We start from the raw sequence: 15,786 nt of genomic DNA, 5'->3' as shown, positions 1-15,786 counted from the left end.
TTTGCATTGTAAATGAGCACTACTGCCGTACATACCGTCACGCTGCCCGTGATGGAATCTTTCTATACCATCCAGGGCGAAGGCTTCCACCAGGGCAAAGCCGCATACTTCATCCGCCTCGGCGGATGCGATGTGGGCTGCGTATGGTGCGACGTGAAAGAAAGCTGGGACGCGGACAAACATCCGCAACGCGCTATTCCCGACCTGGTGCGGGAAGCCGCGGCACATCCCGGCAGGATCGCCGTGATCACCGGCGGAGAGCCCCTGATGCATAACCTCCACGAACTAACCGGAGCGCTGCACACCGCCGGCTTCCGCACACATATGGAAACCTCCGGCTCCTCGCCGCTCAGCGGCGACTGGGACTGGATCACCCTTTCCCCAAAGAAATTCAAAGCCCCGCTGAACGAAGTCTGCCAGCAGGCGCATGAGCTGAAGATCGTGGTGTACAATAAATCGGATTTTGCCTGGGCGGAGAAATACGCGGCCATGGTGGGCAAGCAATGCAGGCTCTACCTGCAACCCGAGTGGAGCCGCGCCGCGGAAATGACGCCGCTGATCATCGATTATGTGAAAGATCACCCGCAATGGCAGATATCGCTGCAGGTACATAAGTACATCAACGTACCGTAAGCGGCATCTGTATACATCAGCATTTCCATCATAAACCCCCGTTTTTTTCGTTATTTAGTGACCGACTATGAAAAAGATCCTGTTACTGTTATGCTGCATGGCCAGCCTGCACCTCGCTGCGCAAACCGTCACTTACGAAACCGCCGGCAAAAAGGCCAAAGCCTTGTTCGATCAGGCTATTGACGCCATGCGGATATACCAGCCCAAAGATGCGATCAGGCTTCTGCAGGACGCCATCAAGGCGGAACCGAAATTTGCGGATGCATACGGGCAAATGGGACTGGCATACGTGGAAACCCGGCAATACACCGAAGCCATCAACGCCTTTAAACAGTTGCAGGAACTGGACGCCGCCGGCATCCGGCATATCCGGGTCTCCTACTCCAAAGCCCTCGCGGGCAACGGCCAGTTCAAGGAAGCCCTGGCCATGATCACCGAGCATATCGAAACCTCCAAAGCACCTTCGCAAACTTCCCTCAAATTCAGGCAAAACATGGAATTTGCCATTACGCAGGAACAGGTGCCGTTTCAGCCGCAAAACCTTGGCGACAACATCAACTCCCCCGATCCCGAATATTTTCCCTCCCCCACCATCGACGGTAAAACGCTGGTGTATACACGCCGGGTGAAAGGGAAGAATGAAGATTTTTTCATCTCGCAGCGGGACAGCCTGCAATGGCTCGCCGCAAAGGACATGGGCGAACCGGTGAACTCTTCGTTCAATGAAGGCGCACAGAATATTTCGCAGGACGGGGAAATGCTGGTGTTCACCGGCTGCGATTTCCCCGAAGGGCGCGGCAGCTGCGATATCTACTATTCCATCAAAACAGCGGAAGGATGGCAGACACCGAAAAACATCGGCAACGCCATCAATACCCGCGACTGGGATTCACAACCCTGCCTGTCGCCCGACAAGCAATCCATTTACTTTACCCGGGAAACCGCGGATGCGGGCGCGGACATCTTCGTGAGCCACCGCGGGGAAGACGGGCAATGGCAGAAAGCCGAACGCCTTGGCGCCACCATCAACACCTCCGGCCGCGAGATGACGCCTTTCCTGCATGCGGACGGGCAAACGCTGTTCTTCGCGTCGGACGGGCATCCCGGCTATGGCAGCCTGGACATGTTCTATTCCCGCCGCCAGGCAGACGGCAGCTGGGGCAAACCGGTGAACCTCGGCTATCCCATCAATACCATCGGGGAAGATGCCAGCCTCACCGTGGCGGCAGACGGCAAAACGGCCTACTTCGCATCCGACCGCTCCGATTCCCGCGGCGCGCTGGATATCTACAGCTTCGAGCTGTATGAAGCGGCGCGGCCGCTGCCCACGCTGTACGTAAGAGGATATGTGTACGATGCGAAAACCAACGAGCGCCTCAGCGCGTCTTCGCTGGAACTGGTAGACTTGCAGAACAAACTAACGATCGCGAATATACGTAGCGATGAAAACGGCGCATTCCTTGTGCCGTTGCCTACCGGTAAAGACTATGCGTTCAACGTGAACCGTAAAGGATATCTTTTCTACTCGGATAATTTCTCGCTCCGGGAAGCAAAGGCTGATGAACCTTTTGAAAAGAACATCCCGCTGCAACCGCTGGAAGCCAATGCGGTAGTGGTATTACGCAACATCTTCTTTGAATCAAAAAAATACGACCTGCAGCCCGCTTCCACAACGGAACTGGACAAACTCGTAAAACTGCTGACGGACAATCCCACCATGCAGGCGGAGATCGGCGGGCACACAGATAACGTAGGCAGCGACGCGGACAATCAGCTGCTTTCGGAGAACCGCGCCAAAGCGGTGGTGGAGTACCTGGTGCAAAAAGGCATACAGGCAGGCAGGCTGAAAGCAAAAGGTTTTGGAGAAACGAAGCCGGTAGATACCAACGATACGGATGCCGGACGCGCGCAGAACAGGAGAACGGAATTGAAGGTGATCAGTATGTAGACAAAAAGATCTTCGGGCTACCGTCAGCCCGGTCAGAAACGGCACAGCCTGCAAATCCGGTCAACGTCTGCTTTCAATATCCTTTCAAAGCCGCCTTCAGCGCACTGTCAATACGCTTCTCGTGCAACGGTACGCCTTTCGGATATAACGCGGACAGCCAGTCGCCGTACATAATATTCGGCAGCATGATGAACCGCCCCGCAAATTCCTGCTGCAGCCGGATCACAGCGGCATCGCGTTCCGTAGGCGTCACTTTGTAAAAGACCTTTGAAAAATCGCCAAGGTTATCGCCTACCAGCATCGCTATTTCATATTTCTTCGCTACCTGTTCGCGGCGCGGCTCTTTGTCGGAATTACCCGAAGAGAGCAGCAGATGTTCATCATCCGCCTGCGGAAATCCCCAGCGCTGCAGGTTCTGCAAGGTAACGGCGCGCTCTTTTTCCAGGCGGTTGGTGATATAATAAATGGTAAACCCTTTAGCCGCGGCGAACCGGAAAAAAGACAATGCGCCAGGAACCGTATCACAGGCCGCTTTGGCCGTCCATTCCTCCCACAACCGCTGGTCGTATTGCCCACCTTTCAAGGCATAATGCACGGTAAACGGACTGTTGTCCAGCACGGTTTCATCTATGTCCGTTACAATAGCGCGCGGTCGCAGCGTTTGCTGATGGCTCATTTCTTCTACGCGCATCGTTGCCAGTTGATAAGCCTGCAGGCACAATGCTTTGTATTCCGCGGCGCGCTGCTGGTAAAGCGCTCCCCAGGCAGGGCCGTAGGGCAGCAATGTAGTGGTGCTGGTAGTTTTGCAGGCCGTAAAAAACAGCAAGGGCAACAGGAGATAACGAATACGCATAATGATCATTTAAACAGCACAAACATCGTTAAAATACAGTACATTGAAGCTGCATAAAAATTGTTTGTAAACCCATGCTGCAAGAACTTCATTACCGCATAGCGTTAACGCTCATTCCGCAAGTGGGCGATGTTGTAGCCAAAGAGCTGCTGCAACATTTCGGAACGGCGGCCGGCATCTTCCAGGCGCGCCGGCATCAGCTGGAAAGGATTCCGGGCGTCGGGACTTTCAGAGCATCCGCGATCTGTCATTTTACTGATTTTAAACGGGTGGACCGGGAGATCGGTTTTATGGAACGGCAGGGTATTAAAACGGTATTTTATACCGATGATGATTATCCGGAACGCCTGCGGCATTGTTATGACAGTCCCGTTCTGCTGTACAGCAAAGGCGATATGGACCTGCAGGCCGGGAAGATGCTGGGCGTGGTAGGCACCCGCAGGCCCACCGCTTACGGTATAGCGGTGTGCGAAGCGTTGGTGGCGGCACTGGCGCCGCACCAGGTAACGATCGTCAGCGGTATGGCGTATGGGATCGATATTGTTGCGCACCGGGCGGCGGTCAGACACGGACTGCCTACCGTGGGCGTGCTGGCGCACGGGCTGGACAGGTTGTATCCCGCGGTGCATGCGGCAACGGCTTTGCAGATGCAGTCGAACGGCGGATTGCTGACGGACTTTTGCAGCGGCACCCGCCCGGACCGGCAGAACTTTCCGCGGCGCAACCGCATTGTAGCCGGCTTGTGCGATGCCACGCTGGTGATAGAAAGCGGGCAGCGCGGCGGCTCGCTGATAACGGCGGATATCGCCGGCAGCTATCACCGGGATGTGCTGGCTGTTCCCGGCAGGATCGGCGATGCGGCGTCCGCCGGATGCCTGGAGCTGATCAGGCAGAACAAGGCCGCGCTCGTGACCTCCGCGGAAGACATCCTGGAAGCGCTGAACTGGCGGCCCTCCGCGCCTGCAATGACCATGGCGCCGCAGTGCAGCCTGTTTCACGAGCCGGATGAAGACCAGCAGGCAATAATCGCCCTGCTGCATGCGCATCCATCGTTACATATCGATGAAATACAGGCCCGCAGCGGCATCCCGCAGAACAGGATGCATGGTATATTGCTGGAACTGGAAATGCAGGCGATGCTGCGCTCACTGCCGGGGAATACATATCAATTAATCAACACGTGAAAAAGGAACTGTTCCTATTCCATAAAAAACACGTACATTTGCGTGCAATTATTTAGAAAACTACCAAAATAATTGCGATATGCCTGCGGGAAAATCCAAACAGAAATTTGTAGCTGACGGTCTCACCTTCGACGATGTGCTCCTTGTCCCAGCCTACTCCGACGTACTGCCCAGAGAAGTCAATATCTCCGCCCAACTTACCAAAAACATCCGGATCAACATACCAATGGTGTCTGCTGCCATGGATACGGTAACAGAAGCCAGGCTGGCTATTGCGCTGGCACGGGAAGGCGGCATCGGCATCCTGCACAAGAACATGAGCATAGAAAAGCAGGCGGAACTGGTGCGGAAAGTGAAGCGCAGCGAAAGCGGCATGATCCTGGACCCCCTGACGCTCAGCGCCGATTCCACCGTTGGGCAGGCATTGAAAATGATGCGGGACAATGGCATCGGCGGCATTCCCATCGTTGACGGCGATAAAAAACTCATCGGCATACTCACCAACCGCGACCTTCGTTTCGAAAAAGCCAATACCAAACGCCTCATCAGCGAGGTGATGACGAAAGACAAGCTGGTAACGGCACCCGAAGGCACCGATCTCAAAAAAGCAGAAAAGATCCTCCAGCAGCACCGCATTGAAAAGCTGCCGGTCGTTAATAAACAGGGTAAGCTGGTAGGTCTTATTACTTACCGCGACATCCTGCAATTGCAAAGCTTCCCCAACGCCGCCAAAGACAGTTTCGGCCGCCTGCTCGTAGGCGCGGCACTCGGTATCACGCAAGACCTGCAGGACCGCGCCGCGGCGCTGCTGCATGTGGGTGTGGACGTGGTGACGCTGGACAGTGCGCACGGCCATTCCGTTCACGTGCTGGAAGCCCTGAAAAAACTGAAGAAAGCATTTCCGAAGCTGCAGGTGATCGGTGGCAACGTAGCCACAGCCGAAGGCGCGCTGGCGCTGGCCGCAGCAGGCGCCGACGCCGTGAAAGTAGGCGTAGGCCCCGGCTCCATTTGCACCACGCGCGTAGTAACAGGCGCGGGCTTCCCGCAGCTCTCCGCGATCATGAACGCCGCGCAGGCATTGAAAAAATCCGGTATTCCCGTGATCGCCGACGGCGGCATCCGCTACACCGGCGACATGGTGAAAGCCCTCGTGGCAGGCGCTTCCACCATCATGGCAGGCTCCATCTTCGCCGGCGTGGAAGAAAGTCCCGGTGAAACCATCATCTACGAAGGCCGCAAATTCAAATCATACCGCGGCATGGGCTCCATCGAAGCCATGTCCGAAGGCAGTAAAGACCGCTATTTCCAGGATGTGGAAGCCGACATCAAAAAGCTCGTGCCGGAAGGTATCGTTGGACGGGTGCCCTATAAAGGCAACCTCTCCGAGGTGGTGCAGCAATTCGTGGGCGGGCTCCGCGCAGGGATGGGCTACAGCGGCTCGAAAGATATCAAAACATTGCAGGAAGCGCAGTTCGTGAAGATCACTTCCGCCACCGTGAAAGAAAATCACCCGCACGACGTGGTGATCACGAAAGAAGCGCCGAACTACAGCCGGTAATTCACAATAAGTTAATATGCAAGGCCGCCTCTATGCACGAGGCGGCTTTGTTTTTGTTGCCAACTGCCGGGGCGGTCGTATTCACGGCGCAGCGCCACGCTATCCGGGGCGGCCTTTCTTTTCCCCCACCCGCCGATCATTATCCCCCATTAAGCGATTCCCCCTTCCCTTTTATTTTTACTTTTATACTTTTTACATTTGAAAGATGAATCAGACCTTGCGCAAACGCTTACCGCTGCTGCTCAGCCTCCTGGCAGGCGGCCTCATGTGGGCGGCGTGGCCCACCTCCCCGCTGACCTTCCTGGTATTCACTGGTTTCGTGCCGCTGCTGGCGATCGCGGACAAAGTGAACAACCGGGCTAAATATTTCGGCCTGATCTATCTCGCCCTCTGGATATGGAATACCGGCACCACCTGGTGGGTAGGCAATACCACGGTACCTGCCAGCGGCATCTTCGCCAATGCTTTCAACGCATTGCTGATGAGCGTTCCGCTGATGGGCTACAAAATAACGCTGGAGCGGCATAACCGCCTCACCAGCTACTTTGCGCTGATCGTTTACTGGCTGGCCTTTGAATACATCCATCAGGAATGGGAACTGAGCTGGCCCTGGCTGACGCTGGGCAATGCTTTCGCCATGCGGCCCGAATGGGTGCAGTGGTACGAATATACCGGCACGCTGGGCGGATCGCTGTGGGTGCTGCTCGTGAATATCAGCCTGTACGCCGCCTGGCGGAAACGCAAAAAAGGAACGGACGCCGGTTCTTTCCTGTTGTGGAAAGAAGGATGGAAACCCGCACTGCTGCTGGTCATCCCCGTTGTCATCTCGTTTATCGTAGCTGTGATGAACGTAGAGATCAAGAGACTGACGATGAACGTAGTAGTGGTGCAGCCTAATATTGATCCGTATGATGAGAAATTTTCGACGCATTCCGCGCAGGAACAGCTGGCGAAGCTGCTGGACCTTACAAGATCGCAGATCGGGGCGGACACGCGCTTTGTGATCTGGCCCGAAACGGCGCTGTTCACGCAGGGCGCCTGGGAACACGAGCTGAACTATCAACCGGAAGTACAGGCCATCCGCAATTTCCTTCAGCTATATCCCAACGCGAAGATCATCACCGGCGCATCCACCTACAAACAATATCCCGTACCGGGCGAAGCGCCGGCCACGGCCAGAACGCGCAGCGACGGAGGCCCTCCGTACGACGCCTTCAACTCCGCCATACAGATAGACACGTCCTCCAACATCCAGATCTATCACAAGGCCAAGCTGGTGCCCGGCGTGGAACTGACGCCCTACATGCGTTATCTGCCTTTCATGAAAAAGCTGGCGATGGATTTTGGCGGCATCACCGGCAGCTACGGCCTGACGCCCGGCGTGGACATCTTCTCCAACCCTCCGCCTTACGGCAACGTTTTCGCGGCGATCTGTTATGAATCCGTTTACAGCCATTTTGTGGCGGAAAAAGTACGGCAGGGCGCCAATCTGCTGGTTGTTAGCACGAACGACGGATGGTGGGGCAACACACAGGGACATAAACAGCATATGCAATACGCCAGGCTGCGGGCGATAGAAACGCGGCGGTGGGTGGCCAGGAGCGCCAATACCGGCACCTCCTGCTTCATCAGCCCGCTTGGAGACGTGATAGCGCCCCAACCCTACTGGGAACCCGCCGCCATAAAATATGACGTAACAAATAAGAGGCGTTTGACGTTCTACGTAAAATACAGTGGTTTCATCGCCAAAGCACCCCTGATCTTTTGTATCTTGCTGTTGTTGTACACCATTGTTTTAAGGGTAATTCGCAGAAGCTATGTGGAAAACAATCAATAACGGAAACCAGGCAGGCGCCTACTGGACGGAAGGTCAGGGTAAAGCAGTGATGCTGATACACGGATTCGGGGAAGATCATTCCGTATGGGAACACCAGACCGCTTTTCTGCGGATGTATAACCGCGTACTGGTGCCGGACCTCCCGGGCACCGGCCAATCGCCGCTGACAGACAACCTCAGTATTGAAAGCATGGCTGAATTCGTATATGCGATACTGGTAGCGGAAGGGATCAGCCAGGTAACGATGATCGGTCATTCAATGGGTGGATATGTGACGCTGGCATTTGCCGAAAAATATCCGCACCTGCTGGAAGGCTTCGGCCTCTTCAGTTCCACCGCCCGGCCGGACAGTGAAGAGAAAAAAGAAGCGCGGCGAAAATCCATCCGGATGATGGAACAATACGGCAGCGAAGCATTCCTCCGGCAGACGCTGCCGGGCATGTTCTCCGAAAGCTTCCGCAACAAGCAGCCCGCCCGCGTGGAAAACTTCGTGAACAACGCTTTATCCGCCGGCAAAGAATCGCTGATCGCCTATTATGAAGCCATGATCGCGCGCCCGGACCGTACCGCGGTGCTGCGGGAGAGTAAGGTACCGATATTGTTCTTTGTGGGGAAAGATGATGCCGCCGTGCCGCCCGACAGCGTACTGGAACAGGTGACCCTTCCGGCGACCGCCAGCATACATATTTTCGAACAGGTAGGACATATGGGGCTGCTGGAAGTATACGAGGAAAGCAACCTGATCCTGCATCATTTTATAGCTTTTTGCCAGCGGACAGTATAATTCATTCTTTTGCGCATTTTATTGATAGTAACCATGTTGGGCCTGGTTTCCCTGGCTGCGCGGGCTGATCATATCATCGGCGGAGAAATGTATTATTCCTTCCTCGGCAAGAATGGCAACAATAACCGTTACCGTGTTACGCTGAAGCTGTTTATACGCTGCGATGCCAGGGAGGAGCAGATTGATGCGTATGCGGACATTACCTTTTATTCCGGCAACGGCAACCATATCACAACACTGAGGGCCGATCACGACAATACAGAGCAGTATACCGCTACCGATGTAGATCCCTGTATCGTCAACCCACCGTATGTCTGCTACCAGATCGGCTACTACAGCACCATCATAGAGCTGACGCCCAGCGCCAACGGCTACGTGGCCGCGTTTCAGCGCTGCTGCAGGAGAACGGGGCTTACCAATATCTTTTCCGACAATACGGTGGGCGCTACCTATTCTGTAGTCATCCCCGGCACGCCGAACGGCTTTGATACCAATAACGGCCCCCGTTTTTCAAAGGAAAAAGGAGTAGTCGTTTGCGCCAATAACCGTTTCAGCTATGACTATTCCGCCGAAGACCCCGATGGCGATTCTCTTGTTTATTCTTTTACAACGGCCTACAGCGGCGCAACACAGAACAATCCAAAACCCGTTGATTCCGATCCGCCACCTTACTCGCCTGTATCCTACCGTACGACCTTTTCCGCGGACCAGCCGCTGGGCGACAAGGTGTCCATCGATCCGCATACCGGCATCATCTCCGGCATTGCGCCGCGCAGCGGCCTGTACATTGTAACGGTGACCGCAAAGGAATACCGCGATGGCGTATACATCGGGGAGAACAAAAAGGAATTCCAGTTCACCGTGGAATCCTGCGTGAAACAGGTAGTAGCGTCTACGCAGGACACTTACAAAGATTGCCAGAGCTTTACCATCAACTTTTCCAACAACAGCACACCGGGCAAACCTTATTTCTGGGATTTCGGGGATGGGGACACCCTCACCACCTGGTCCCGCGACGCACTCCCGCATACCTACCGGGACACGGGCACCTACATCGTAAAGCTGGCCGTAGACCGGAACAGCAGCTGCGGCGACAGCATGCTCGCCACCGTAAGGGTATACCCCGTGCTTACGCCTTCCTTCTCCGTCAACGGCCTTTGCACCACCAGGCCGACTGAATTTATCAATACCTCTTATAACCGCTACGGCGTGATCGAATATTTCCGTTGGGACTTCGGAGATCCTGCGGTAACGAATGATACCTCCAACAACTCCAACCCCACGTATCATTTTACCCAACCCGGCGATTATCCTGTAAAGCTGCTCGTACAGAACAGCAAAGGATGCGAACAAAGCTTCTTTGACACGCTCACGATATACGACAAACCGCCGTTCACCGCCACCAACGACACGCTGCTTTGCTACCGCAACGGATTACAGTTCCACGCGGAAAGCCCGCTGCCCGGTACTTTCGAATGGGCGCCCCTGTACAACATCGTGAACCCGCGAACGGCAACACCTTACGCCACACCGGCGGTAGATACCACCTACGAAGTGACCTTCACGGACAACAGCGGCTGCGTGAACAGCAAAAAAATATTTGTAGACGTGCGGGACACGATCTACGTGCGCACCACGGCAGACAGCACCATCTGCACCGGCGACCCCGTAGAGCTGAAAGCCGGCGCCGACGGGGAATACGCTTTCACGTGGACGGACCTCAACACCAACCAGGTAGTGGGTACGGATTCGATCATCACTGTTACGCCTGCACGTTCCGCCACTTATCACGTACGGGTGTCACTTGGGGACTGCTTTTCTGATGATACCGTCAGCTTCCGCGCCGTGGACCCGCCGGTGGCGTATGCCGGTCTTGATACAACGGTCTGCTACGGCGAAAGAGCCTTTCTGAACGCCAGCGGCGGCGCCTTCTACAAATGGCAGCCCGCCGGTACGCTCACCAGTCCGAATAAACCGAACACGATCGCATGGCCGCAGGACACGACCCTTTACATCGTAACGGTAACGGATACGCTGGGTTGCCCCAAAGCAGTACCCGATTCCGTTATGGTGAACGTAGTGCCGCCCGTTCCCGCATTTGCCGGCAACGACACCATTATCATCAAGGGGCAGTCCCTACAGCTGAACGCCTCCGGCGGAGAAACCTACCGCTGGTCGCCGCCGGACGGGCTGAGCAGAACGGACATCCACAATCCCGTTACCAGCTATAACCGCGACATCACCTATCATCTGCAGGTATATACGAGCGAAGGCTGCCTCGGCGAAGACGATATTCTCGTCCGTTTCATGAGCGGGCCGGAGATCTACGTCCCCAATGCTTTCACGCCGAACGGCGACGGTGTGAATGATGTATTCCGCCCCCTGCCGGTGGGCATCACCAAACTGGAACTGTTCCGTATCTACAACCGCTGGGGCGAAGAGATCTTCCGCACCAATGAATACATGAAGGGCTGGGACGGGAAAATGCGCGGCAGGCCCGCCGATGCGGGCACTTACGTATGGATCGTGCAGGGCACCAATACCGCCGGTGAACTGATGGAAAAAAGAGGAACGGTCACGCTGATACGATGATCATTTTCGCTTACACTTCACTCCGAAAACATTACACTTAACGATCTTTTTTATGTTGCTGCAAAACGCCTAAATCCCTTTATTTATCGTAAATTATAAGGAATAAGCCTCTCCCCATGGGCAAGTTTCTTCTGTTGGCACTAACAGGCATTTTATTGCAATCCACGGTGATAGCTTATCATATCATTGGAGGGGAGATTTATTACAGATATGTGGGATATAACAGCGCCAACGGAAATTACCGCTACCTTATTACACTCAAGCTTTATCGTGACGGCGACTTCGTCTGCGGTACCCGCCAGGGTTGCCTGGACTACTTCGAGAACCCCGTTCCCGTGAATATATTCAACGCGAGCGGACAGCGCGTGCTGCCCTCGCAGCTGCTGCACATCCAGTACACCCGCTCCATCCGCGATACGCTCAAGAACCCCTGCCTGGCGCCGCAGACCATTTACCTTGAAGTGGCCTTTTACGAAGGCGATACCATCGAGCTGCCACCCGTGCAGGGCGGTTACTATATTTCCTACCAGCGTTGCTGCCGCGGGGAAAGCCTGACGAACATCTACAATTCGGAACGCGAAGGTTCCACTTTCTACACCGTGATACCCGGCAGCGAAACCGGCAGGATGGACAACAACAGTGTGTATTTCGGGATCGATGAAGCGCCGGTCATCTGCTCCAGCCTTCCGCTGCGTTACAATTATTCCGCGACGGACCCGGACGGGGACAGCCTCACCTATTCGCTTTGCAGCGCACTGGCCAGCAACACTTCCAGGGGTACCGAAGCTGCTTCCCCGCCGCCATATACCACCACCGTAAGCTATATTCCGCCCTATCACGGCGGCGACCCGATGGGCGGCAACCCCGCGTTGTCCATCGACAATAACGGGCTGATAACCGGTACGCCAGGGCGCTCCGGTAAATTCGTGGTGTCCGTGTGCGTATCGGAATACGACCGGCGGACAGGCCGCCTGCTGGGCACGCATCATAAGGACATGCTCATCACCGTCTACTCCTGCTCCACCCGCATTGTGGCCGCCACACCGCCGGTATTGAACCATTGCAACGACACGCTCGGGTTCGCCGTGCCTATCACCAATACCAGCACGGCAGGGTTTACCTCCACCTATCACTGGACCTTTAGCGACGGCTCCGATACGCTGACCAATAGCCGCGACGTATTCTTCCACCACTTCCCCGATACGGGCGTTTACTCTGTAAAGCTGGTGGTGAACCCCGGCCTGCCCTGCACAGACAGCATGACCGGCCGCATCAACAATTACCCCGGTCTGCGTGCAGGCTTCACCGTTAGCGGGCTTTGCCGGGAAGATCCGGTGTATTTCGAAGATCATTCTACTTACCGTTACGGGGACATTACGGAGCGGCGCTGGGATTTTGGGGTGGACGGCATGGACACGGACGTATCGCTGCTGCAGCGGCCTGTTTTCAGGTATCCTACCGGCGGCGTATACACGATCTCCCTGGCGCTGGCAACGGACAAAGGTTGCGAGGCAACCGTCACCCGGAACCTGCGCCTGTTTGAAGTGAATCCATTTGCCGGCAACGATACCATCCTGGCCCGGGGGCAAACCCTGCAACTGCAGGGCCAGGGCGGGGATATCTACAGCTGGTGGCCGCCGACGGGGCTTTCCAACCCCAACCTCCGCGATCCCGTGCTCAACTGGAACAACGAGATCAGCTTCGTGCTGCGGGTAAGCAACCAGCAGGGCTGCTTCGGATATGACACCATCAATGTAAAATACTACACCGGCCCGCAGTTCTACGTTCCCAACGCCTTCTCCCCGAATGGCGACGGGCAGAATGACTACTTCCGCTTCATACCCGTGGGCATCCGGGAATATTATTACTTCCGCATTTTCAACCGCTGGGGCGAGCTGGTGTACAGCTCGCTGGACTTCCGCCGTGGATGGGATGGTTACTACAAAGGCCGCCCCGCCGCTATTGACACCTATCTCTGGATACTCGAAGGCGTAGACCTGAATGGAGAGAAACTTTCCAGGAAAGGAACAGTAACTTTGGTGCGATAAAACCGTTTACCACCATGCAAGGAAAAATAGCCCTTATCACCGGCGCTACGGCCGGATTCGGAGAAGCATGCGCCCTTACGTTCGCCGCGGCGGGATACCACCTTATCATCACCGGCCGCAGAAAAGAACGTTTGCAGGAACTGCAACAGCAACTGGAGAAGACATACCACATTCATGTAAAGCCGCTAGCCTTTGACGTTCGCGACCGCGCCGCCGTGAACGAAGCGCTCGGCTCGCTGGATGACAGCTGGCGGCGGGTGGACGTGCTGGTGAATAACGCCGGCCTGGCGCTGGACCTCTCGCCGGTGGACGAAGGCAACCCGGATGATTGGGATACGATGCTGGATACGAACGTAAAAGGACTACTGTACATGTCCAAAGCCGTGATCCCCTGGATGAAGGCCCGGAAGCAGGGGCAGATCGTGAATATCGGGTCTACCGCCGCGAAGACGGTATATGCCAAAGGAAATGTATACTGCGCCAGCAAAGCCGCCGTAGATGCGTTAACGCAAGGCATGCGCATCGACCTGCTGCCCTATAATATCAAAGTGACGGCCGTGCACCCCGGCGCCGCGGAAACAGAGTTTTCCCTGGTACGCTTCAAAGGCGATGAATCAAAGGCAAAAGACGTGTACAAAGGCTTCACGCCGCTCAGCGCGAAAGACGTGGCGGACGTGGTATTCTATTGCTGCTCATTGCCGCCGCACGTGTGCATCAATGACCTGGTGCTCACCCCAACGGCACAGGCCAACGCCTATTACATCCACCGTTAAAAATTACACATACGTGTTATTGATATACGTTATATATTTTAACTATATTTGAAACCCTATATATTATGAAAATGTGTGGATGAATTGGTAACGGCCCGGAGCCGTATGCCTTATAAATACCACGAGCCTATTGATAATCCTATAACCATATCCCTATGCTAACATTTATCACGATGTACGTCATCAGACTGTACTATCCCAGATGGAAAGAATTCATCAGTTTCTACCTCGACAGTTCACGTAGGAACAATTATGGCCGGTGGGCCATGCGCCAACGCTGGAAGAGCGAAAAATCGTACTCTTTCGGTTACAACTGAAAAATATGTTTTTCATCATAAAGCCTCTTGCATTGCGAGAGGCTTTATGATTTTACAGCGCTACCCGCTGCACACACACCATCTCCCGCTCCTTCACCCGCTTCTTGTAAGCCACCAGCACCGATCCCTCCCCCACCGGTTCCAGCACCGGGAAACTGGCAAACACCTCCGGCGGGGTAATAAACCCTTTCGCCACCGTTTCCCCGTTGCCGGCCTTGTGCTGCATCCCGATGCGGTTGCCGGAAGTATCGGCCGCTTCGTCCCACACCAGCGCCAGGCCCCCGTTGCGCAAGGTGGTCAGCTGCGGATGCTTGGCCGTGGGCAATGCGCTGATGCTTTCTTTCTTCGTGTAGGTAATGCCGTTATCCGGGGACTGGCAATAGAAAACACCCTGCCCGCCGCCCATGGTGAACCAGGCAAAGTGCAGCCCTTCAGCGTTCTTCACCATCGTGGGGCCGGTGTGGGGGCAGCCGCGGATGGCCCAGTTATCCGGACTGATGCGCACGGGCGGCGAGAAGGTTTGTCCGCCGTCTGTGGAAACCATGTGCACCATGTCGCGGATCGTATCGTTGATGATGTCGCGGAAAGCGGCGTGCAGCGCGCCCTGCGCATCTACGTACAAGGCAGTACGGCAGCACTGGCAGACGGTCTGCGCGATCTGCCTTTCCTGCCCGAAGCCCGGTTCACGGCCGGTGGCCGCGATGTACAAAGTGGAGCCTTCCTGTTGATGATGCTTGCGGTTGTCCAGCCAGATGGCCACCGCCTCGCCGGAGGGCAGCAGCGCCATGTCAAAATAACGCTGGTCGTACCCGGCGGTATCGGTCACCAGCGGAACGGCAGGCAGCCAGTGCTGTCCACCGTCCGGAGAGCGGGTGTACAGCACTTTGCCTGCGTATTTATTCCTCGGATCATTGCTTTCGGTGCCGAACATCACGATCACCTCGCCGTTGGGACGGAAAAGTATCTTGGGCAGATTTTCCGCATGCGGCTGAATGCCGGTAGCCGTGGCCACCTTCTTTGCGGCGGAAAATGATTTTCCTTCATCAGCAGATACGGCGTAATAAAATGTACCTGTTTCCACACCTTCATCCTGCTCCACCCAGCTGACCACCAGCGCGCCGCTTGTATCGCGCGTCATGTAAGCGCAGGAAGCATCGCGCAGGGTATCAGACAACACCTGCTCCATGCCGCCCGAAAAAACAGCGGGGTGGCAGGCGCTGATCAGTACCGGTATCCAGATAAAAACACTTTTTCTCATC

Annotated in this window: 11 protein-coding genes; 9 read left to right on the top strand and 2 right to left on the bottom strand. The window is 55.4% G+C overall.

Features of this window, described 5'->3' with window-relative positions; genetic code table 11:
* Nucleotides 1-12: 12 nt before the first annotated feature.
* Nucleotides 13-633, top strand: a complete 621-nt coding sequence (locus CCY01nite_RS11440) for a 7-carboxy-7-deazaguanine synthase QueE (RefSeq protein WP_246129916.1) — start codon at nucleotides 13-15, stop codon at nucleotides 631-633.
* A 67-nt stretch (nucleotides 634-700) separates the two neighbouring features.
* Nucleotides 701-2,581, top strand: coding sequence for an OmpA family protein (locus CCY01nite_RS11435; protein ID WP_146861255.1), 1,881 nt, complete (start codon nucleotides 701-703; stop codon nucleotides 2,579-2,581).
* A gap of 73 nt (nucleotides 2,582-2,654) precedes the next feature.
* Here the strand turns inward: CCY01nite_RS11435 and CCY01nite_RS11430 are convergent, their stop codons facing one another.
* Complete coding sequence (locus tag CCY01nite_RS11430) at nucleotides 2,655-3,434, bottom strand: 5'-nucleotidase, lipoprotein e(P4) family (protein WP_186831018.1); 780 nt, start codon at nucleotides 3,432-3,434, stop codon at nucleotides 2,655-2,657.
* Between the two features lie 74 nt (nucleotides 3,435-3,508).
* Between CCY01nite_RS11430 and dprA the strand changes: the two genes are divergently transcribed.
* The 7 genes from dprA to CCY01nite_RS11395 all read left to right on the top strand — a co-directional run bounded on the left by dprA (nucleotide 3,509) and on the right by CCY01nite_RS11395 (nucleotide 14,210).
* A complete protein-coding gene (dprA, locus tag CCY01nite_RS11425; protein ID WP_146861249.1) occupies nucleotides 3,509-4,618 on the top strand; it encodes a DNA-processing protein DprA in 1,110 nt (369 codons plus the stop codon).
* 79 nt (nucleotides 4,619-4,697) lie between these two features.
* The gene (gene guaB, locus CCY01nite_RS11420; protein ID WP_146861246.1) at nucleotides 4,698-6,176 is read left to right on the top strand and encodes an IMP dehydrogenase; all 1,479 of its coding nucleotides are present in this window, start codon (nucleotides 4,698-4,700) and stop codon (nucleotides 6,174-6,176) included.
* Nucleotides 6,177-6,381: 205 nt separating this feature from the next.
* Nucleotides 6,382-8,013, top strand: coding sequence for an apolipoprotein N-acyltransferase (lnt, locus tag CCY01nite_RS11415; RefSeq protein ID WP_146861242.1), 1,632 nt, complete (start codon nucleotides 6,382-6,384; stop codon nucleotides 8,011-8,013).
* Nucleotides 7,994-8,797, top strand: coding sequence for an alpha/beta fold hydrolase (locus tag CCY01nite_RS11410; RefSeq protein ID WP_146861239.1), 804 nt, complete (start codon nucleotides 7,994-7,996; stop codon nucleotides 8,795-8,797). Before lnt ends, CCY01nite_RS11410 begins: the two co-directional genes overlap by 20 nt.
* Nucleotides 8,798-8,806: 9 nt before the next feature.
* The gene (locus CCY01nite_RS11405; RefSeq protein ID WP_146861236.1) at nucleotides 8,807-11,389 is read left to right on the top strand and encodes a T9SS type B sorting domain-containing protein; all 2,583 of its coding nucleotides are present in this window, start codon (nucleotides 8,807-8,809) and stop codon (nucleotides 11,387-11,389) included.
* A 116-nt stretch (nucleotides 11,390-11,505) separates the two neighbouring features.
* On the top strand, nucleotides 11,506-13,437 hold the full coding sequence (locus CCY01nite_RS11400; protein ID WP_146861233.1) for a PKD domain-containing protein: 1,932 nt from the start codon (nucleotides 11,506-11,508) through the stop codon (nucleotides 13,435-13,437).
* Between the two features lie 14 nt (nucleotides 13,438-13,451).
* Nucleotides 13,452-14,210: an SDR family NAD(P)-dependent oxidoreductase gene (locus CCY01nite_RS11395; RefSeq protein WP_146861230.1), complete on the top strand. Its 759-nt coding sequence runs from the start codon at nucleotides 13,452-13,454 to the stop codon at nucleotides 14,208-14,210.
* A gap of 369 nt (nucleotides 14,211-14,579) precedes the next feature.
* Here CCY01nite_RS11395 and CCY01nite_RS11390 read toward each other — a convergent pair whose 3' ends face one another.
* Entirely contained in the window at nucleotides 14,580-15,785 is a 1,206-nt protein-coding gene (locus tag CCY01nite_RS11390; protein ID WP_146861227.1) for an exo-alpha-sialidase, read from the bottom strand.
* Nucleotide 15,786: the final 1 nt, after the last annotated feature.

Source organism: Chitinophaga cymbidii, assembly GCF_007992715.1.
GTDB lineage: Bacteria > Bacteroidota > Bacteroidia > Chitinophagales > Chitinophagaceae > Chitinophaga > Chitinophaga cymbidii.
Note: the sequence above shows the minus strand (reverse complement) of the source record. Positions and strands in the feature narration are given on the sequence as shown.